General features: G+C 72.3%; 19 protein-coding genes and 1 tRNA gene. 7 read left to right on the top strand and 13 right to left on the bottom strand.

Going from position 1 to position 19,784, the window contains the following annotated elements; translation table 11 throughout:
- Window positions 1-164: 164 nt before the first annotated feature.
- On the bottom strand, window positions 165-701 hold the full coding sequence (locus tag O7634_RS11625; RefSeq protein ID WP_278150142.1) for a type 1 glutamine amidotransferase domain-containing protein: 537 nt from the start codon (window positions 699-701) through the stop codon (window positions 165-167).
- A 158-nt stretch (window positions 702-859) separates the two neighbouring features.
- Here O7634_RS11625 and rfaE2 point away from each other — a divergent pair, with 158 nt between their 5' ends.
- Both rfaE2 and O7634_RS11615 read left to right on the top strand, forming a co-directional pair.
- Window positions 860-2,683 (top strand): D-glycero-beta-D-manno-heptose 1-phosphate adenylyltransferase, encoded by a 1,824-nt coding sequence (gene rfaE2, locus O7634_RS11620; RefSeq protein WP_278150141.1) that lies wholly within the window; start codon window positions 860-862, stop codon window positions 2,681-2,683.
- Complete coding sequence (locus O7634_RS11615; RefSeq protein ID WP_278150140.1) at window positions 2,680-3,558, top strand: glycosyltransferase; 879 nt, start codon at window positions 2,680-2,682, stop codon at window positions 3,556-3,558. The genes rfaE2 and O7634_RS11615 overlap by 4 nt, the downstream gene beginning before the upstream one ends.
- Before the next feature lies 1 nt (window position 3,559).
- Here O7634_RS11615 and O7634_RS11610 read toward each other — a convergent pair whose 3' ends face one another.
- Genes O7634_RS11610 through O7634_RS11600 form a run of 3 tightly spaced genes read right to left on the bottom strand, consistent with a single transcriptional unit; the run spans window position 3,560 to window position 5,729 of the window.
- Entirely contained in the window at window positions 3,560-4,666 is a 1,107-nt protein-coding gene (locus tag O7634_RS11610; protein ID WP_278150139.1) for a glycosyltransferase family 9 protein, read from the bottom strand.
- Window positions 4,667-4,674: 8 nt separating this feature from the next.
- On the bottom strand, window positions 4,675-5,226 hold the full coding sequence (locus tag O7634_RS11605; protein ID WP_278150138.1) for an Hsp20/alpha crystallin family protein: 552 nt from the start codon (window positions 5,224-5,226) through the stop codon (window positions 4,675-4,677).
- On the bottom strand, window positions 5,223-5,729 hold the full coding sequence (locus tag O7634_RS11600; RefSeq protein ID WP_278150137.1) for a DUF2231 domain-containing protein: 507 nt from the start codon (window positions 5,727-5,729) through the stop codon (window positions 5,223-5,225). Before O7634_RS11600 ends, O7634_RS11605 begins: the two co-directional genes overlap by 4 nt.
- Before the next feature lie 165 nt (window positions 5,730-5,894).
- Between O7634_RS11600 and O7634_RS11595 the strand changes: the two genes are divergently transcribed.
- The gene (locus O7634_RS11595) at window positions 5,895-6,512 is read left to right on the top strand and encodes a pyridoxamine 5'-phosphate oxidase family protein (RefSeq protein WP_278150136.1); all 618 of its coding nucleotides are present in this window, start codon (window positions 5,895-5,897) and stop codon (window positions 6,510-6,512) included.
- 58 nt (window positions 6,513-6,570) lie between these two features.
- Here the strand turns inward: O7634_RS11595 and O7634_RS11590 are convergent, their stop codons facing one another.
- Window positions 6,571-7,413: an SGNH/GDSL hydrolase family protein gene (locus O7634_RS11590; RefSeq protein ID WP_278150135.1), complete on the bottom strand. Its 843-nt coding sequence runs from the start codon at window positions 7,411-7,413 to the stop codon at window positions 6,571-6,573.
- A 238-nt stretch (window positions 7,414-7,651) separates the two neighbouring features.
- Here O7634_RS11590 and O7634_RS11585 point away from each other — a divergent pair, with 238 nt between their 5' ends.
- Window positions 7,652-8,368, top strand: a complete 717-nt coding sequence (locus O7634_RS11585) for an LPXTG cell wall anchor domain-containing protein (protein ID WP_278150134.1) — start codon at window positions 7,652-7,654, stop codon at window positions 8,366-8,368.
- Window positions 8,369-8,507: 139 nt separating this feature from the next.
- Here the strand turns inward: O7634_RS11585 and O7634_RS11580 are convergent.
- Window positions 8,508-8,581, bottom strand: a tRNA-Thr gene (locus tag O7634_RS11580).
- Between the two features lie 139 nt (window positions 8,582-8,720).
- On the opposite strand from O7634_RS11580, the gene O7634_RS11575 reads away from it, so the two are divergent.
- Both O7634_RS11575 and O7634_RS11570 read left to right on the top strand, forming a co-directional pair.
- Window positions 8,721-10,517 carry a metallophosphoesterase gene (locus O7634_RS11575; protein WP_278150133.1) on the top strand — a complete coding sequence of 599 codons (1,797 nt, stop codon included), beginning with the start codon at window positions 8,721-8,723 and terminating at the stop codon, window positions 10,515-10,517.
- 170 nt (window positions 10,518-10,687) lie between these two features.
- On the top strand, window positions 10,688-11,503 hold the full coding sequence (locus O7634_RS11570; protein WP_278150132.1) for a CPBP family intramembrane glutamic endopeptidase: 816 nt from the start codon (window positions 10,688-10,690) through the stop codon (window positions 11,501-11,503).
- Window positions 11,504-11,591: 88 nt separating this feature from the next.
- Here the strand turns inward: O7634_RS11570 and ricT are convergent, their stop codons facing one another.
- The 6 genes from ricT to tmk all read right to left on the bottom strand — a co-directional run bounded on the left by ricT (window position 11,592) and on the right by tmk (window position 17,524).
- Window positions 11,592-12,419 (bottom strand): regulatory iron-sulfur-containing complex subunit RicT, encoded by an 828-nt coding sequence (ricT, locus tag O7634_RS11565; protein WP_278150131.1) that lies wholly within the window; start codon window positions 12,417-12,419, stop codon window positions 11,592-11,594.
- Between the two features lie 303 nt (window positions 12,420-12,722).
- On the bottom strand, window positions 12,723-13,403 hold the full coding sequence (locus O7634_RS11560; RefSeq protein ID WP_278150130.1) for a hypothetical protein: 681 nt from the start codon (window positions 13,401-13,403) through the stop codon (window positions 12,723-12,725).
- Window positions 13,403-13,708, bottom strand: coding sequence for a hypothetical protein (locus O7634_RS11555; RefSeq protein ID WP_278150129.1), 306 nt, complete (start codon window positions 13,706-13,708; stop codon window positions 13,403-13,405). Before O7634_RS11555 ends, O7634_RS11560 begins: the two co-directional genes overlap by 1 nt.
- 1 nt (window position 13,709) lies before the next feature.
- Window positions 13,710-14,039 carry a YbaB/EbfC family nucleoid-associated protein gene (locus O7634_RS11550; RefSeq protein ID WP_007454690.1) on the bottom strand — a complete coding sequence of 110 codons (330 nt, stop codon included), beginning with the start codon at window positions 14,037-14,039 and terminating at the stop codon, window positions 13,710-13,712.
- A 126-nt stretch (window positions 14,040-14,165) separates the two neighbouring features.
- On the bottom strand, window positions 14,166-15,425 hold the full coding sequence (locus O7634_RS11545; RefSeq protein WP_278150128.1) for a DNA polymerase III subunit delta': 1,260 nt from the start codon (window positions 15,423-15,425) through the stop codon (window positions 14,166-14,168).
- Window positions 15,425-17,524 (bottom strand): dTMP kinase, encoded by a 2,100-nt coding sequence (gene tmk / locus O7634_RS11540; protein ID WP_278153943.1) that lies wholly within the window; start codon window positions 17,522-17,524, stop codon window positions 15,425-15,427. The genes O7634_RS11545 and tmk overlap by 1 nt, the downstream gene beginning before the upstream one ends.
- 307 nt (window positions 17,525-17,831) lie before the next feature.
- Between tmk and O7634_RS11535 the strand changes: the two genes are divergently transcribed.
- Window positions 17,832-19,037, top strand: a complete 1,206-nt coding sequence (locus O7634_RS11535; protein ID WP_278150127.1) for an amino acid deaminase/aldolase — start codon at window positions 17,832-17,834, stop codon at window positions 19,035-19,037.
- A 19-nt stretch (window positions 19,038-19,056) separates the two neighbouring features.
- Here O7634_RS11535 and O7634_RS11530 read toward each other — a convergent pair whose 3' ends face one another.
- Window positions 19,057-19,662, bottom strand: a complete 606-nt coding sequence (locus O7634_RS11530) for a TetR family transcriptional regulator (RefSeq protein ID WP_278150126.1) — start codon at window positions 19,660-19,662, stop codon at window positions 19,057-19,059.
- Window positions 19,663-19,784: the final 122 nt, after the last annotated feature.

Below are 19,784 nucleotides of genomic sequence, written 5' to 3'. Positions count from 1 at the left end.
CACCCCGTCCACCCCACCCCGCCCCCGCCCCGCCCCACCCCCACCCCGTTGATCATGAAGTTATGACCAAGACACGCCGAGCTGGTTGGCCATAACTTCATGATCAACAGGGCGGGGCGGGGCGGGGGCGGGGTGCGGGGGCGGGGCGGGGTGCGGCATCAGGCCTACGCGAAGGTTTTTGTGATTTCTTGGCAGAAGGCCGGGAGGTCGTCTGGTTTGCGGCTGCTGGTGAGGTTGCCGTCCGTCACGCACTCCTCGTCCACCCAGGTGGCGCCGGCGTTCGTCAGGTCGGTACGCAGGGTGGGCCAGGAGGTGATGCGCCGCCCCCGTACGACGTCCGCCTCGATCAGCGTCCACGGGCCGTGGCAGATCACCGCCACCGGCTTGCCCGCGTCGAAGAACGCCTTCACGAACCGCACCGCGTCCGGGTCGCCGCGCAGGAAGTCGGGATTCGCCACCCCGCCGGGCAGCACCAACGCGTCGTAACCGGCGGCGTCCGCCTGGTCGGCGGTCACGTCCACGTCGTACGTCTTGGAGTGGTCCAGGTGGTTGAAGGACTGGATGGAACCGGGCTTGAGTGAGACCAGCTCGACGGTCGCGCCGGCGTTCTCGACCGCCTCGCGCGGCTGGACGTACTCGACCTCCTCGACGCCGTCGGCGGCCAGGAAGGCGATCCGCTTGCCCTGGAGTGTCGCTGCCATCTCGGTACATCTCCTTTCCGGGGTACCTCAACCTCCTTCCCGCCCCCGAACGCCCGAAACAGACCGACCGGTGCGGAACCGCCGGAGGCGGTCCGACCTGCGGCGGCACCGGTCCGTGCCCAGGTTTGGTCGGGAGGGCGGTGGGGACCCGGGGAGGCATGGCAGGAGCAGCAGCGGAACAGCGCCGGCTCGCCACCGTCGTGGAGAGCTGGCTCGGACGCCCAGTCCTGATCGTCGGTGACGCCATGTTGGACGAGTGGCGGTTCGCCGAGTCCGACCGGCTCTGCCGGGAGGCGCCCGCCCCGGTCCTCACCCTGCGTCGACGAATCTCCGCCGCTGGCGGGGCCGCGAACACCGCCGTCAACGTCGCCGCCCTCGGTGGCCGTGCGGTGCTGGTGGCACCGGTCGGCGCCGACGTCGCCGGCGACGAACTGCACGACTGCCTGGACCGGGCCGGCGTCTGGGACCGAACCGTCAACCAGCCCGGACGGCCGACCCCGGTGAAGCGGCGGATGCTGGCCGGTAACCAGATCCTGCTGCGCGAGGACTCCGGCGACCCGGACGACGCCCTCGACCCCGAGGGCGTGGATCGGCTGCTCACCGCCCTGAGCTGCGCCACCGAGGAGCTACGCGCCGCCGCCGGTGGGGAGGCCCCGACGCTGGTGGTCTGCGACTACGGCCTGGGCGCGCTGCCCGCGCCGGTCCGCGCGTGGCTCGTCGAGAACCGCGAGCGGTACGCCACTGTCGCGCTGGACGCCCACGACCTGGCCGACTGGCGAGGGCTCGCGCCGACTGTCGTCACTCCCAGCTTCGCCGAGGCGACCCGGCTGCTCGCCCGCGCCGGTGGACGGGCCCGACCGACGGGTGGACCCGACCTGCACCTGGAACACCCCGACGGCGACCGGGTCGACGGGCCGTCCGAGATGACGGCGGGGGTGGCCCCGGGTGGCGTACGCGCCGACGACGCGACAGCGCCGGCGCTCGACGACCGTCAGGGACCGGTCGGCGAACCCACGCCGGGTGAGAGCCGGGTGGCCCTGACCGGCGACGGGCTCAGCGTCACCGGCACCGGAGTCACGGTGAACACGCAGGCCGGCGAGGGGGTCGACCGGGCGGTCCTGGCCGAGTCGCGCCTGGCCGAGCTGCGCGCGCACACCGGCGCCGACGTGGTCGCGGTGACCCTGGACACCGAGGGTGCGGTGGTCGGCGGCGTCGACGGGGAGCCGCGGCGTAGTCACAGCACCCCGGTCCCGGCGAGTCACGCCGTGGGCGCCGGTGACGCGTATCTGGCGGCGATGACGTTGGCCCTGGCCGCCGACGCCCCGCTGCCCACCGCCGCCCAGCTCGCCCAGTTGGCGGCCACCATCACCGTCTCGGACACCGGCACCTGCGTGTGCCGGCGGGACGACCTGCTCGCCGCCCTCGACCAACCGACCGGAACAACGAGTCATCCCGGGCTGGTCGGCGGCGACGAGTTGGACGCGATAGTCGCCGAGCACCGCGAGGCGGGACGGTCGGTGGTCTTCACCAACGGCTGCTTCGACGTGCTGCACCGTGGGCACGTGCGCTACCTGGAGCAGGCCCGCGCCCTGGGCGACCTGCTGATCGTGGCGGTCAACTCGGACGGCAGCGTACGACGGCTGAAGGGCCCGGACCGGCCGGTCAACCCGGTCGAGGACCGTGGGGCGCTGCTCGCCGCGCTCTCCTGCGTGGACCACGTGGTGGTCTTCGAGGAGGACTCGCCCGCCGCGCTGATCGAGGCGGTCCGACCGGACGTGTACGTCAAGGGCGGCGACTATCCGCCGGAGCTGGTGCCGGAGGCGCCGCTGGTACGCCGGCTGGGCGGCCAGGTACGCACCCTGGGCTACGTGCCGGACCGGTCCACCTCGGCGATCATCGAGCGGATCCGGTCGCACAGCCGGGACGCGTCCGCGCAGGTAGCGCCCGACGAGCCGCTGCGCGCCCGTACCCAGGCGTCGTGAACCGCCCTCTCGCCCTGGGCGATGCCGACAAGTTCCGCGCCGACCGGCTCGTCGACGTGCTGATCCCCACCCGGAACCGGCCCGCCGAGCTGGCGGTCACCCTGAGCGGGCTCGCCGCCCAGGAGGGGCTGCCCGGTTTCGGGGTGGTGGTCAGCGACCAGTCCGACGGGGAGCCGGCGTACGCGCACCCGGCCGCCGCCACGATGGTCCGGGCACTGCGCCACCGTGGTCATCCGGTGCTGCTGACCCGGCGACTGCCCCGGCGCGGGTTGGCCGAACACCGGGCGTACCTGCTCGCCGCCTCGGCCGCCCGGTACGTGTTGACCCTCGACGACGACGTCTGGTTGGAACCGGGGACGCTGCGTCGCCTGGTCACCGCCATCGGTGAGCTGGGCTGCGGCTTTGTCGGAAACGGGGTGCACGGGCTGTCCTACCTCGACGACCTGCGGCCGGAGACGCACGGGCACTACGAGGAGTGGGCCGGCCCGCCGACTCCGGAGCGGATCCGGCCCGACACGCCGGAGTGGAGCCGCGCCCGGGTCCACTCGGCGGCCAACCTGCTGCACATCACCGAGCGGCTGGCGTTGCCGGCGGGGTCGTGGCGGGCGTACAAGGTCTCCTGGATCGGCGGGTGCGTGCTCTACGACAGGGCCAAACTCGTCGCGTCCGGTGGTTTCGAGTTCTGGCGTCGGGTGCAGGCGAAACACCAGGGTGAGGACGTGGCGGCGCAGCTCGCGGTGCTGTCCCGGCACGGCGGGGCGGGCATCCTGCCCAGCGGCGCGTACCACCTGGAGTCGCCCACCACTGTCACCGAGCGGGACGTGGAGGCATGGGAGGTCGTCCTCGCCGACGAGGACGCCGCACAGCCGGCCTGACCTAGGCGCTGAGCAGCTCGCGGGCGGCTGCCCGCACCTCGGCCACCGGGACGTCGGTGACGAACGAGTCCCGGTGCGGGCACTCCCCGTCGCCGGGCCGGTCGGGATAGATGCCGGGCGTGCAGTCCACACCGCAGACCGGGCAGTGCACCGTCCAGGAGCAGATCGGCCGGTGCCGTCCCCGCAGCGGGTTCGCCGTGTTGATCAGGTTGCCGACCCAGAAGATCCCCACCGTGGGCGTGTCGACGGCGGCGGCCAGGTGCAGGGGGCCGGTGTCGTTCGAGACGACGAGCGCGCAGTCGGCGTAGCAACCGACCAGCCCGCCGAGGCTGAGCGTGCCCACCTGTGGTCGTACCGGCGCCTGGGCCGCGGCGACGACCCGGTCCACCACCTCCTGCTCGGCGGGCGTGCCGGTGACCAGCACCTCGTAACCGTCCTCGTGCAGGGCGCGGGCCACCTCGGCGAACCGTTCCGCGGGCCAACGACGGCGGGTGTCGCTGGCGCCCGGATGTAACGCCACCCGGGGTCGGACCGCCGGCCCGAGCACCCGGGCCGCCTCGGCCCGGTCGGCGTCGGTCACCGCCAGCGTCGGCACGATGGTGGTGGCCGGCGCTCCGGCCAGCGCCACCAGCTCCAGATAACGGATCACCTCGTGCTGGTAGTAGACGTAGCGGAGCCACCGGTCCAGCGGCGGGGCGTCGTCGGCTCGCAGCCCGATGGTGAGCCGGGCGCCGAGACGACTGATCAGCGGGTTCGAGTTGGCCCCGCCGCCGTGGGCCTGCACCGCCACGTCGAAGGCCGCCTCGGTGGCGGCGGCCACGAACTCGTCCATTGACGACTCCGGCTCGCCCGGATCGGGCGTACGGATGCCCGGCGCCGGCGGCACCACGAGCACCCGGTCCACCGGGCCGGGCCGGTCGCGCCAGAGCTTCGCGTGCCACGGCGCCCCGAGCAACACGATCTCCGCCGAGGGGTACGCGTTGCGCAACGCGTCGAGCGCCGGTAGCACGAAGATGAAGTCGCCGAGCGCGTTGGCGCGCAGCACGGCGATCCGCCGCACGTCGGGAAGGCGCTCGGCGGTCGGGCCGAGCAGGGTCGGGGTGACCACGCAGCCCGCTACGGGCGGTCGATCTCGCCAGCGGTGTCCGGGCGGTGCATCTCCCGGTCCGCGGCGGGATCGGCCGGCATCGGCGTACCCGTGGAGAGGTCGCCGGAGCGCGGCCCGGTGCGGCCCACGGTGATGGTGCGCGGCGCGGGCCGCTTCGCCCGCGGCAGGCGGACCCGGAGCAGGCCGTGATCCATGACCGCGTCGATGGTGTCCGGGTCGACTCGGGACGGCAGGTCGACGCGGTACTCGAAACCACGGGTCTCGAAGCCGCCCGGGATGCCGTGGTCGGCGTTGACCTCCGCCTCCGAACGGGCGCGCACGCACAACTCGCGGTCGTCCAGCTCGACAGCCACCTCCTCCGGCGCCACTCCCGGCAGCCGGACGACGACCTCCCAGCCGTCCGAGGTCTCGGTCAGGTCGACGTCGGACGTGCCGGACCGGCCGCCGACCAGGCGACTCAGCTCGGCGCGCAGCGACTGCAACTCGCCCATCGGGTCCCAGCCCTGCTGCCGGCCACCCCGCCAACCGCGACCGAAACCGCCGGTCTGCTGCTCGCTCATCGCACCTCTCCGATCCGCTGGGCGGCCGCGGGCGGCCGCAGTGAGCTGGGCGCGTCCAGGCCGGCGTCCGGGTCCACGCCGACACCGAGCCGATCGACCAGCTCGCCACCGAGCCAGGCGCTGATGCCGAGGATGGCCACCGCCACCACCTCGATGGCGATCAGCGCGCCACCGGCGGCCCGGGATTCCGCGTTGAGCCGGACCGCCCACACCGCGGCGAAGAGCAGGATCACCGCGACGTTGGCGGCCGCGTGCAACAGACCCACCCGCTTGGCGCGGGTGCCGGTCGGGATCGCCAGCAGGTCGAACGAGCCGGCCGCCGCGGCCAGCAGACCGCCGATCAGGCCGACGGTGATGTTCCAGTACGCGACCTCGCCGAGGAAGTCGGGACCGCCCACGGTGTCCACCACGTCGAACAGCACCGCGGTGACCAGCAGGGCGACCGGGAACATCACCAGCATCGGATGGACCGGGTGGCCCAGCACCTTGAGTCGGCTCTCCATCGCGCGGCCTCCACTGGTCGGCGTCCTGCGGAACGGTGTCGTTGCGGGCGCGTCGGGTCAGGCCGTACCCCCGCCGACCGGTCGCAAACCTCGCGCTGGTCACCGGGGCCTAGGCTGACGACCGGTGGGCCCCGCCATCGGGTCAACGGCTGAGGGAGGACCAACGTGACGGTGGAGATCACTTCCCACGAGGAACTGCGCGAGCTGCTGGGCGTACCGAACGCGCGGGCCGCCAACAAGGACCGCGCCCGCCTGCACCAGCGCGACCGTGACTGGCTCGGCGCGTCGCCGTTCTGCCTGATGGCCACGGCCGGGGCGGACGGCAGTTGCGACGTCTCACCCAAGGGCGACCCGGCCGGATTCGCGATGGTGCTGGACGACAGGACCATCGCGCTGCCCGAGCGGCCGGGCAACCGGCGGGCGGACGGCTATCGCAACATCCTCGACAATCCGCACGTCGGGTTGCTCTTCCTGATCCCGGGGCGCACCGACACGCTACGGATCAACGGGCGGGCGCGCCTGGTCCGCGACGCGCAGTGGTTCGACGACATGGTGGTCAAGGGCCACCGGCCGGTGCTCGCCGTGGTGGTGGAGATCGAGCAGATCTTCTACCACTGCGCGAAGGCGTTCCTGCGCTCCGCGCTGTGGCGGCCGGAGACCTGGCAGCCCGAGGCGCTGCCGTCCCGCGCACGCCTGATCAAGGAGGTCGAGGCGCCGGTGGAGAGCCTCGAGGACCTGGAACGGTACTACGGGCCGGACTACGTGAAGACGATCTATTCCTGATCGTCGCCGATCCCGGTGGGGCGCGGGTCGGGTCAGCGTGCTGACCCGACCCGGCTCATCAGTTGAGATTCATCCGGTCGCAGGGGGTCCACTCACCGACCGCCTTGCCCGGTCGACGACCCACCAGCCCGCACGGCAGCTCGACCTGCGGCACACCCAGCCGGGGGGCGATGGTGTTGTAGGCCAGCCGACCCATCACGTCGTAACCACCGGGCGTGGGGTGCACGCCGCACTGGTCCAGATAGCTCTCCGGAATGGACTGGTAGTCGATCCAGGTCGGCACCCGGTCGCCGTACTCGTCGATCACCGACATGCTGCGATAGATCGCGTCATTGACCACGGCTTCGCTGGCCGGGAGCCAAGCCGGGCTCGGTCCCGGTGGGGTCGTGCAGCCGTAGGTGCCGTGCCCGGAGCTGTACTGCACCCAGGACGGATACATCACGACGTCCGGGTCCAGGTCCAGCGCCGTGTCGAAGAGCGCGCGGTAGGTGCGCTCGAAGGCGGTGATCTGCGCCGAGGTGGCGTTCGACAGGTTGTTGTTGGTCCCACAGTTGATCAGGATCAGGTCGGGCCGGTGCGTGGTGACCAGGTCGGCCATCCGCGACGACCAGTAGTTGCAGGTCACCCCTCCGACCGCCGCGACGACGAACTCGTGCGGTACGCAGGATTGGTCGAGCAGCCACCCCAACTCCTTGCGGTATCCGGCGGTCACCGACTCGGTCATCGTCGCGCCGCTGGTGATCGAATCGCCGACGGTCAGAATCTTCGTCTTCGGCCGACCGGGCGTGGGACAGGCGACCGCCGTGGTCTGGGCGGCGACCGGTGTGTCCGAAGGGACGGACAGGCCGACTGCCACGAGGACGACCGCGACGACACCCACCAGCCCGGAACCGGGTTTCATCGCGCCTCCCCCGTCACCAGCACGGCGACCTGTTCGCCACGGACCAGGTTCGGCACTGCTAGCTCGATCATGGAGTGACGCTATCGCCTCCGGTTCCGCGCCGGGCCCCCGCTCGCGGCCATCGGCGCACTACGCGGCGCTCGCGGATCCACGAATCGCACCCGCTGGGGGACATCGCTGCTTCATTACCATCGGTAAGATCTCCACGCTCTGATCTAGAACGGGGAGGAAGATCCACATGCGATGGAAGTTTCCGGCCGGCGCCCTCATAGCGTTGGCGCTCTTCATTCCGGCGGCACCAGCGGCGGCGCAAGCCGCGGCGCCCGGCCTGGACGCGGCCTGCCAGACCGTCGAGCGCAAGGTCTATACGGATATCCGCGAACTCGTCACCATTGACCTGGACACCGCCAGCACCACCGAGCTGCGGGTGCTGACCTCGCAGATCCTGCACAGGGCGAACGTGGAATCGTTGCCCGTGTTGCCTGACGTGATCCAGAAAGAGCTGGACGGCACCCCCGAGGAACTGCGTGAATTCCTCAAGTCGGACATGGAGAAAGCCTGGGCGGTGGCGCTGCGGGTCTCGGTGGTCCGCACGTTGACCGACGCCGGGCCGCACGTCGAGGAAGCCGCACAGAAGGTGCTCGGCACCTCGTCCGTCGACACCTACCTGGCCTACCTGAACAACGGCCTGTACGAGGCACGTGCGCTCGACTGCAAGTCCCAGCCGACGCCGACGCCGAGCGCGACGGCCACCGCGACGCCGAGCGCCACGCCGACGGTCGCTCCGACCGCCACGCCCTCCGCCAGCTTGGGCGCTGCCGGCGGCAACGGCGGCGGACTGCCGGTGACCGGTGCCAACACCCTGACAGTGGCCGGCATCGGTGCCGCCCTTCTGCTCCTCGGCGGGGTGGGTTACGTGATCGGACGCCGACGCCGGTCCCGCTTCGTGGCATAGCCCGCCCGTCGCGCCCGGCCCGGCACGTCGTCGGGCCGGGCGCGATCAGGCGGAGATGTCCGCCCGGCCGAACCAGCGGCACCGCCGCCGGCCCTGGAAACAGCGAAGCCCAGGTCATGTGACCTGGGCTTCGACACCGAGCCGCCTGACGGAATCGAACCGTCGACCTACGCATTACGAGTGCGTCGCTCTAGCCGACTGAGCTAAGGCGGCAACGATCAGCAAGTGTACGGCACCCCGGCGCCCTCGATCGCACGGGATACCCCCAGCACCTCCCGCTAACCGGACATCGTCTGCCATCTAGCCGATTACCGGACAGCGGATCATCCGGCGCGTGATTAGGCTGCGGCGGGTGAGCGACGAACCGGACCATCCCGACCGCCCGGACGAGGCCGACGAACGCCCTGACCCTGGGCCCGTCGGTGCACGGGCCGCCCGCCGGCCGCGTAGCACCGACCCGCTGGAGTTGGGCTTCACGCCACGCAAGCCGGTGCCGTGGCTGGCGCCGTTCCTGCTGATCAGCACCGGCATCCGGACGCTGCTGGCGGCGCTCTTCGGGGCGTACCTCGACAAACGGGAGCTGCAGAACGCGTTCGGCGACGGCGTCTTCCGCCAGGTCGGGCCGGACGGCGGGTTGTGGCTCGACTACGTGGCCGACCTCGGTGACGGCTTCAACGCCACGTACTCGGTCGCGTACCTGCTGGCGCAGCCGGAACTGACAGTGGACGGGCACCGGTTGCCCCGGGCGCAGACCCTGGTGATGGGCGGCGACCAGGTGTATCCGTCGGCGGCCTACGCGTCGTACGAGGACCGGTGCAAGGGCCCCTACCAGGCTGCGCTACCGGTGACGCCGCCCGAGAAGCCGACGCTCTTCGCGGTGCCGGGCAACCACGACTGGTACGACGGACTCACCGCGTTCCTGCGGCTGTTCGTGCGGTCCCGGGACCGGAACTTCGCCGGCTGGGGCACCGGGCAGTCCCGGTCGTACTTCGCCGTGGAGCTGCCGGCGGGCTGGTGGTTCCTGGGCGTCGACGACCAGTCCGGCTCGTACCTTGACGACCCGCAGCTGGCCTACTTCGACGAGGTGGCCCGACGGCTCGGACCGGACGCCAAGGTGATCATCGCGGCGCCGGCGCCGACCTGGGTCAAGGCTGCCGACGACCCCACGGCGTACGACTCGATCGACTACTTCATCCGGACGATCATCGACCCGACCGGCGCCCAGGTACGCCTGCTGCTCTCCGGCGACCTGCACCACTACGCCCGCTACTCCGGGCCGAACCGCCAGTTGATCACCTGCGGCGGCGGCGGGGCGTACCTCTACCCCACGCACAAGCTGCCGGAACGGCTCGAGGTGCCACCACGGGACACGTTCGCCCGGCGGGCCAGCACCACCCAGCCGTACGACCTGGTGGCCCGCTACCCGGACGTGGCCCGGTCCCGCCGCTACGGCTGGGGGATCTTCACCCGGCTGCCGTTCCGCAACCCCGGTTTCACCTCGCTGCTCGGGCTCCTGCACACCCTGCTGATGCTGGCCATGGCCGGGGCTACGGCGAACTGGGCGGACAGCACCAACCAGCGCCTGTTCACCGTCCCGCTGGTGTTGATGGTGCTCGTGACGGTACTGGCGGCGGTCCTCTTCGCCCGGCCGCCCAGCGCGAGCGGCAAGCGGCACGTACGGCACTGGCTCCTCGGCGTCGGCCACGGCGTGGCGCACGTGGCGCTGGCGGCTGCCGGCACCTGGGTGTGGTTGGCGCTGCCCTTCTACTACTGGCCGTGGCCGCTGCCGGCGGCCGCCGCCGTGGTGCTCTACGGCCCGGTGATCGGCCTGGTCGCCAGCCAACTGGTGGCGGCGTACCTGCTGGTGGCCGGCTGGTTCGGGGTGAACGTCAACGAACTCTTCGCCGGCCAGGGCATCGAGGACTCCAAGTCGTTCCTCCGGCTGCGCATCGACCCGGACGGGACGCTGACCATCTATCCGGTGGCGGTGGATCGCGTCTCGCGCGACTGGCAGGTGAACCCGGACCAGTCCCCCACCGCAAGCTGGTTGACCCCCGAGGACCGCCTAATCCCCCGCCTCTCCGAACCCCCAGTAACCCTCCCACCCACCCCCCCACCCCACCCCCCACCCCCCGCCCCTCTGAGTTGATCATGAAGTTATGACCCGGACACGCCGATCCAGATGGCAATAACTTCATGATCAACGGGGCGTCAGGGGGAGAGGGGAGGGGGTGTGGGGTAGAGGGAGTGTGGGGGGTGTGGGGGGCGTGTCAGGGGCTTGACAGGGTGGTGACAGGGGGTGGGTTGAGTCTTTGCGGCATGGAGAACACCCTGACCCGCACAGTCGCCACGAAGCCCACCACCCGACCGAACCGCCTTGTCGAACTACTGCTCGCCGAGCGGCACTCACTGCCGCTGTCGATCGCACTGCACCTCGTGCCCGGCGTCCTGATCGTCGCCGCCTACCTGCTCCTCGCCGAGCCGTTCGTCAGCACGATCAACTATCCGGTCTTCCTCGCCTGGGCGATCGCCCTGGTCATCGTGCTGACCCCGCTCCTTTTCGGCCTGTTGTGGTTGGGCCGCGAACGCACCGGTCGCTACACGTTGCGTGGGGTGACGGCCTACCGGGACAGGCCCATCGGACGCGGAAAGATAATCGCCATCGTCGCTGGCCTCATCGCGTGGATGACGGTTGTCTCACTCGCGCTCGTCCCGCTGGACAATCTCGTCTTCGACACCTTCTTCACCTGGGTCCCCTTCGAGGGCGCGGGCGGCAGCGCCACCACCTACATCGACGGGTACTCCCACGCGCAGTTGGTCGTCACGATGCTGATCTGCCTGCCGCTGACCGGCTTCACCCTCCCCCTCATCGAGGAGTACTACTTCCGGGGGTTCCTGCTGCCCCGCATCTCCCACCTGCGGTGGGGAGCACCGGTGCTCAACACGGTCCTGTTCTCGGTGTACCACTTCTGGGCGCCCTGGACGGCGCTGTCGAAGATCGTCTTCCTGTTCCCGGCGGTCTGGCTCGTCTGGCGCAAGCACGACCTCCGGATCTCGATCGGCATGCATCCCGGCACCTGCCTGCTCATGGCCACCGTCGGCACCATCGCCATCATCCTCGGCGTCACGCCGTAGGGTGAGTTACGCCGTGCGGCTCCCGCACACCGACGCCTCCGGGCGGACGGTACGGGAGCCGTCGGTGGTATTCGGCACACAGCCGGCGTTAACGGCTCTCGTACGCCTGGCGCGACCCGCAGACATCGGAGAGCGCACAGCGCTTCGTGGAACCGTCGGCGATCTGCCGGACCGTGACCGTCTCGCTCGGGGGATGACGGGACACCACCTTGGCTGTCCCCTCCGGCGTCTCCACCCGCTGGCCGGACACCGGGTAGTCGCTGCTTCCCGAATAGAGCGGATGCTCGTACTTCAGGCAACACATCAACCTGCCGCACGCGCCCGAGATGCGCAGCGGGTTCAGCGGCAGGTCCTGGTCCTTCGCCATCCGGATGGTCACCGGCTCGAAGTCGGTGAGGAACGTGGCGCAGCACAGGTCGCGACCACAGGAGCCGATGCCGCCCTGCACCCGGGCCGAGTCCCGGGCGGACAGTTGCCGCAGCTCGACCCGACAGTGCAGGGTCGCACCCAGGTCGCGGACCAGCGAACGGAAGTCCACCCGGTGCGGGGCGGTGAAGTACACGGTGCTGCGCTCGCCACCGCTCTCGGCGGAGCCCAGCACATGATCGACGGCAACCACCTTCATCGGCAGGCCGTGCGAGCGGATCAGCCGCTTCGCGGCCACCTTCGCCTCCGCCTTGCGCCGCCGCAGCGCCTCGTCCCGGCGCAGGTCGTCGTCGCCGGCCAACCCCAGCAGCCGGGGAAAACCGTCAGTCTCCTCGGTCACCCACTGGGCGGCCCAGACACACTCCGCCACCTCGGGTCCGTCGTCGGTGGGCACCAGCACCCGGTCGCCCACCTGCGGGCGCAACTCGCCCGGGTCGAAGTAGTAGAGGCGCCCGTACCGGTTGAAGCTGACCGCGCAGAGCATGCCCATCCCCCCACCCTACGACGGTCCGCCGCCGAAGGAGCATGTCGGCCGCACCCGATGGCATCCACGGCCGTCGACTTGACCATCGCCGGGCGGCCCGTCGTGCCGTTGCCCCTCGCCCGGACGGTTGAATCCCGGGTCGGGTAGGAGACAAGACGTGCCCCGGCGGCGTTGAGTGGAGGCAGACCTGCGGGGGGTGCAGGGGGAAGACCACGGCGTCGCCGTGGGCACCGGCTCAGGTCAGGTGCCCGTGCGCGACGCCGTGGGCTGTTCCGGGGCTCGGACCGCCGACGCCGGGCGGGTCACAGGTCACCAGCCGACCCGGGTGGGCTGGTCGTAGTGGGGTCGCCCCTCCACCGGCGGACGCCACGGCACCTCGGCCAGGCTCGGCGCCCACTGCCGCAGCAGGGTCTCCGCGCCGTCGTACGCGACGCAGAGCACCGCCAGCACCCGCGCGGCGATCTCGGCGGCGTCGGCCACACCGGGCCCGACCGGTCCCGGACGGGTCGACGCGCCGGCGCCGGTGGCGGCGACCACGGCGACCGCCTCGGCCGAGCGGAGCACGTCGGCGATCGTCCGAGCCACTGCGAGACGGCTGCCCTCCACCCAGTCGGCGAGCGCGTCGGCGTAGCCGGCCGTCGACTCGAGTCGGCCGACCAGACTGTCCGGGCCCTCGTCGAGGTGACGCAGCAGCGCGGCACGCTGGTGCCCGTACGCCGTGGCGGCCGGACCGGACCAGAGCACCGTGTCGGTGAGCGCGGCGGAGACATCGTCGTACCCCCGGACCAGCCGGCGCACCGCGTGCCCGGCGCCGGCGAGCGGCGCCGGGTGCAGGTCGAGGAAGCTCCGGACGGCGTCGCCCGGCAGCACCTGCATCCGACGCAGCAGCGGCCAGACCCGGTGCCCCTCGGGGACCCCGGCGGCGATCAGCGTGTCCACCCGGCGGAGCAGGTCGAGGCCGGGCTCGGCGAGCCGGTCCAGGGCGTCCATCACGGCTCCCCGGCCAGCCGGCGTCGGGCCGCCCTGTCGACCTCGGCGTAGCGGTCGGCGGCCTCCCGCACGGCCGCCGCGGCGGCGGCCAGCCGACCGGCGGCGGCACGCGCCTCCCGGGCCCGGTCGTCGGTCGCTGTCGTCCACTGCCGGTGCAGCGCCCGACCGATCTCGCCGGGTCGGCCCGGCGCGTCGGCGCCGAAGGCGGCCTGGGGCGGGTCGCCGGCGGTGACGGTGTGGGAGACGACGGTGAGCGTGGCGCCCGCCTCGTCGAGCCGGGCGGAGAGCGCGCGCAGTGTGTCCATCTCAGGCTCCCGCGAGCGGTCGGTAGGCGGCGAACGTCTCGTTGTGCAGCTTCTCCCGCGCCCACTCCGCGGCGTCGGCCGCGGCGGTGACCGCCGCCTGCACGGACCCGGCCACGTCGCGCGGGCTGCGGGTGTGCAGCGGCCCGAGGAACCGGACGTCGGTGATCCGCCCACCGGCGGTGACCACGACCTCGACCAGGCCGTCCGGTGACCGGACGGTCACCTCGACGGTCGACACCGCCTGGTCGAACTCGGCCTGGAGCGACTCGATCCGGCGGTAGCGCCGCACCGCCTCCTCGATCCAGGCTTCGTCGATCTCCCCCCGCGGCATCGGCCGACTCCTCCCGGGTGAGCCCTCACTCAGTGTGCTGTCACCGTCACCACGGCACACCGGACCGTACCGCACCACAATCGGGCGTGTCGATGCCTGTGGACAACGGCGGCCGAAGGGTCCGGGTCAGCCCTTCCAGAGGGCGAGCATCATCGCCTCGACGGCGATCCGCGGCTTGACGTTCGCCTCGATCGCCGCGCGGCAGGCGAGCACGGCCTCCAACCGGCGCAGCGCCCCCTCGGCGTCCCACTTCTGCGCGCCGGCGCCGGCCAGGGCGGCGGTGTCGGTGTGCACCGGGGCGACCGGCGCGCGCAGCGCCATCGTCAGCGCGTCCCGGTAGAAGCCGGCCAGGTCGACGAGCGCGCGGTCCAGCGCGTCCCGCTGGGCCCGGGTGGCCCGGGATTTCTGCCGCTTTTCCAGCTCCTTGAGCTGACCGGCGGCACCCCGGAACGCGCCGGCGGCACCCCGGCCGGTGCCGCCCGCGCCCAGCGCGGTCTCCAGCGCCGCCCGCTCGGCCGCGTCGGCCTCGACGACCGACGCCTCGGCCTCCGCCTCGGCCGCCTCGATCAACGCGGACGCCGCGTCGAACGCCGCCCCCACCCCGGTCAACCGACGCGGCACCGCCAGCACCGCCTCACGCCGCTTCCGGGCCTCCGGGTCGCGCGCCAGCCGCCGGGCCCGGCCCACGTGACCCTGCGCGGCCGCCGCCGCCCACTGCGCCACGTCGGGCGCGATGCCGTCCCGGCGGACCAGCACCTCGGCCACCGCCCCGGCCGGTGGCTGCCGCAGGGGTACGACCCGACAGCGCGACCGGATGGTCACCGAGATGTCGTCCGGGTGGGTGGACGGGGCGCAGAGCAGGAAGACAGTACGCGGCGGAGGCTCCTCGATGGCCTTGAGCAGCGCGTTGCCGGCGGCCTCGGTGAGCCGGTCGGCGTCCTCGATGACCACCACCTGCCAGCGCCCGCCGGACGGGGTGCTGGCCGCGCGGAGCACCAGGGCGCGCATCTCGTTGACGCCGATGGAGAGCCCTTCCGGCACCACCAGCCGGACGTCGGCGTGGGTGCCACCCATCGTGGTGCGGCAGCCCTGGCACTCGCCGCAGCCGGTGCCGTGCACGCACTGGAGGGCGGCGGCGAACGCGCGGGCGGCGACCGAACGACCGGAGCCGGGCGGCCCGGTGAAGATCCACGCGTGCGTCATCCCGGCGGCCGGGTCCACCCCGCCGGGCGCGGCGTCGGCGGACGCGGCGTCGGTCGCACCGGCGGCGACCAGCGCGGACGCCCGGTCGCTCGCGCGCAGCACGGCCGCCGCCGCGGCGGCCGCCCGACGCAGCTCTGCCACCGCCTCGTCCTGGCCGACCAGGTCGGCGAAGACGTCGGGCATCAGGTCTTGTGCTCCATCGTCACCAGCTCCGCGTCGGATAACTCGGGCTGTACCGAGGTGTCCGGGCCCTGCGCCGGCCGGGGGTGCACGATGCCACCCGGGCTGCCCAGCAGCTCCTCGACCCGCCGGACCACCTGCCCGGTGATCTCGTCGGCCGGCCGGGAGGCGTCCAGCACGAGGTAGCGCTTCGGGTCGGCGGCGGCGAGGTCGAGGAAGGCGTACCGGACGCGCTCGTGGAAGGTGACCGACTCGGCCTCCAGCCGGTCGGTGCCGGCGTTGCGCGAGGCCACCCGGGACAGGCCGGTACGCGGCTCGACGTCCAGCAGCACCACCAGGTCGGGCTTGAGCCCACCGGTGGCCCAGGACGAGAGCCAGGAGACCTCGTCCACCGGCAGTGTCCGGCCCGCGCCCTGGTAGGCGAGCGACGAGTCGACGTACCGGTCGCTGATCACCACACCGCCCCGGGCCAGCGCGGGCCGGACCACGGTGGCCACGTGGTGCGCCCGGTCGGCGGCGTAGAGCAGCGCCTCGGCCCGGGGAGACGGAGCCTCGTCACCGGAGGTGTCCAGCACCAGCGACCGGATGCGCCGGCCGACCCCGGTGGCGCCCGGCTCGCGGGTGACCACCACGTCACGCCCGTGCCCGCGCAGCCGCTCGGCGAGCGCGGCCAACTGGGTGGACTTGCCGGCGCCCTCGCCACCCTCGAAGACCACGAACAACCCGGCGGAGACGAACGGCTCGGAGGGCATCAGCGGACGACCCCGGATCGAACCCCAGAGGTCGGCGAGGACGGGGACGCCCTTCTTGTCGTCCATCTGGCCGAACGCGCTGATCCCGGCGAAGATGCCGGCGGCGCCGGCGGCGAGCAGCAGCAACCGGGTCGAGGAGATGGACACGCCCAGGTCGGCGATCACCAGCTTGCGGGAGCCGCCGACACCGGCGAGCAGGCTGCTCAGCGCGATGGCCAGGATCAGCACCAGCCGGGTGCCGATCTGCACGACGGCGAAGACCCGGCCGCGGACCTCGTCCCTGATCTCGCCGCCGAGCAGTGTGGTGCCGGCCAGGAAGGCCATGCCGGCGCCGGCACCGACCAGCACCGCGCCGACGATCGCCATGGAGAGGTGGATGGCGAAGGCGAGGGTCATCACGGCGGCGCTGGCCAGCACGATGCTCATGCCGAACCAGCGGCGTCGGGACATCTCCTTCACGATCATCGGGCCGAGCCCGATGCCGAGCGCCAGGCCGACGAAGATGGCGCCGAAGAGCAGTGAGAACGCGGCGTCACCGGCGCCCAGCGAGCTGGCGAAGAACTTCGCGGTGCCGATGACGATGCCGCCCCCGGCGAACGCGCCGAGGATGCCGAGCACCAGGCCGCGCACCAGCGGCGTCTGCCCGATGAACTGCCAGCCCTCCTTGAACTGGCGCAGCATGCTCTGCTCGTGCCGGCCAGCCTCGGCGGTCTGCCCCTGGCTGATCTCCTTGATGCCGAACGCGACGACGAGCGCGGTGGCCAGCCGGGACAGGGCGTTGAACCAGAGGGCCAACTGGGCCGGCTCGGCCCAGTTCGGGAAGTCGCCGCCGGTGATGCCCCGGACGCTGCGGTCCAGGCCGGCGCTGACGGCCGCGGCGAGCACCGGGGTCAGCCCGTACGTGGTGATCAGCGTGAGCTGGTTGGCCGCCTCCAGCCGGGCGCGCGGGATCAGGTTGGGAACCGCGGCCTCCTTGGCCGGGATCCAGATCAGCGTGATCGACTCGATCAGGAAGGTGGCGACCGTCGCCCAGAGCACCACCATCGCGCCGCTCGCGCCGGCCAACGCCACCATCGGGATGGAGGCGAAGAGCACGAACCGGAGCAGGTCGCAGATGACCATCGTCCAGCGCCGGTCGAACCGGTCGGCGAGCACGCCGGCGACCGGCCCGAGCACCAGCGCGGGGAGCAGGCGGATCGCGATCACGCCGCCGAAGGCCGCGCCCTGGGCGGTGCTGCCCTGGACCTGCGAGGCGGCGAAGACCGAGGTGGCCAGCAGGCCGAACCAGTCGCCGAAGGAGGCCGCGGCGAGCACGATCCAGAGCCGGCGGAACGGCTGGATGCGCAGCACGGACCTGATGGCGGCGTAACCGGACGGGTCCACCTGACCGCCGCCGGACTGGGTCGCGGCGTTGTCTGATTGGTTGCCGGAGTGCGACACGCCGGGCGACTCGCCGCTGTTCTGGCTTTCGATGGCCGTACCTCCACGTGCCGGCCCATCGCTGGGCACCCCCGGTGCAACACTCTAGACCCGGTGGGGACCGTCCCACCGGCGACATTCGCCTGCTCGCTGAGCCTAGGCCGCCGGAGCCACCGGCCGCAGCCCGGACGTACGCGAGGGTGTTTCGCATTCTTCCTCGGACAGTTAGCGTGCACACGTGGCCATCGAAAGCGACAAACTTCGCGACCGGCTCGACCGGGCGACAGCGCACCTCGACCCGCCGTACGCCGTGGTCGACCTCACCGCCTTCGACACCAACGCGGCCGCCCTGGCCGAGCGGTCCGCCGGGAAGCCGATCCGCCTGGCCAGCAAGTCGGTGCGCAGCCGGGATCTGATCAACCGGGCGCTCGCCCGGCCCGGCTGGCGGGGCGTGATGGCGTTCACAGTTCCCGAGGCGATCTGGCTGGTCCGCTCCGGCGTGAGCGACGACGTGCTGGTCGCGTACCCGAGCGCGGACCGGGCCGCCATCGCCGAACTCGGCGCCGACCCCGCGCTCGCCGCCGCGATCACCCTGATGATCGACGGCACCGGCCAACTCGATCTCGTGGACTCCGTGCGCGCTCCCGGTCAGCGCTGTGAGCTGCGACTCTGCCTGGACCTGGACGCGTCCTGGCGGCCGGTACGCGGGGTGCACGTCGGCGTCCGCCGCTCGCCGGTGCACAGCGCGCGGGCCGCCGGCGCGCTCGCCGCCGCCATCGCCGGCCGGCCGGGCTTCCGGCTGGTCGGCCTGATGTCGTACGAGGCGCAGATCGCCGGCCTGGGCGACGCGCCGCCGGGGCGGACGCTGCTGGCCGGCGCGATCAGGTTGGCCCAGCGCGGGTCGTACCGCGAGTTGCTGGCCCGCCGTGGTGCGGCGGTCGCCGCGGTACGCGAGCACGCCGACCTGGAGTTCGTCAACGGCGGCGGCACCGGCAGCGTGGCCGCGACCAGCGCCGATCCCGCGGTCACCGAGGTCACCGCGGGATCGGGCCTGTACGGGCCGACGCTGTTCGACGCGTACCGCGCCTGGCGGCCCACCCCGGCGGCGTTCTTCGCCTGCGCGGTGGTCCGCCGGCCGACGCCGGACCTGGTCACGGTGCTCGGCGGCGGCTGGATCGCCTCCGGCCCGGCTGCCGACAGCCGGCTGCCCCGACCGTGGCTACCGGCCGGGCTGAAGCTGGTCGGCACCGAGGGGGCCGGCGAGGTGCAGACCCCGCTGTCCGGTGCGGCGGCGACCACCCTGCGCGTCGGCGACCGGGTGTGGTTCCGCCACGCGAAGGCTGGTGAGCTGTGCGAGCGGGTCAACGAGTTGCACCTGGTCGAGGGGGACGTGGTGGTGGCGACGGTGCCCACCTACCGCGGCGAGGGGCAGGCCTTCCTCTGAGACCCCGCACCCCGACAGCTCAGGCGGGCTGTGTCACCTCGGCCGGCGTCGCGGTGGCGGACCGGTCGGCGTCCGAACCGTCGACCTGGCGGTGCAGGTACTCCCGGATCAGCGCCTTGGCCTCCTGGAGCACCCGCTCGTCGCCGTCGGACTTGCGCCGGAACGCGAGCTTGATCAGCGCGTCCGCCGCCTCGACCGCGATCTCCAGCACGAAGCGGAGCTGAGGCACGTCGGTGAGCCCGAAACGTTCGGTGAGCACCCGGGCCAACTGGTCGGCGATCACCCCGTTGTTGTCCCGCTGCTCGTCGAGCAGGTGCAGGTCGACCACGTCGCCGAAGTGCAGCGTACGGAAGCCGGGGACGGTGCGGTGCATCGTGATGTACTCGTCGATCCCCGCGTCGACGCCGTCCCACCAGTGGGTCATCTCGTCGGAGGCGAACCGCTCGTCGAGGCGTTGCAGGTAGGACTCCATCGTGCGCAGGGTCAACGCCTGCACGATGGCCCGCTTGTCCGGGAAGAACTGGTATACGGACCCGATCGCCACTTCGGCACGCTCGGCGAGCAGGGTAGTGGTCAGGCCCTCGTACCCCACCTCGTCGACGAGCTCGGCGCAGGCATCCAACATGCGCTGTACCCGCGCGACACTTCGACCTTGCACCGGTACGCGGCGCAGCGGCCCGGTCGTGGCGGCTGGTGTGGACACTCTGCGCCACCCCCCTTCGACGGATGAACATATCTCCACGTCAC

Origin of the sequence: Micromonospora sp. WMMD1120 (assembly GCF_029626235.1) — a bacterium.
In the GTDB taxonomy this organism is placed as follows: Bacteria; Actinomycetota; Actinomycetes; order Mycobacteriales; family Micromonosporaceae; genus Micromonospora.
Note: the sequence above shows the minus strand (reverse complement) of the source record. Positions and strands in the feature narration are given on the sequence as shown.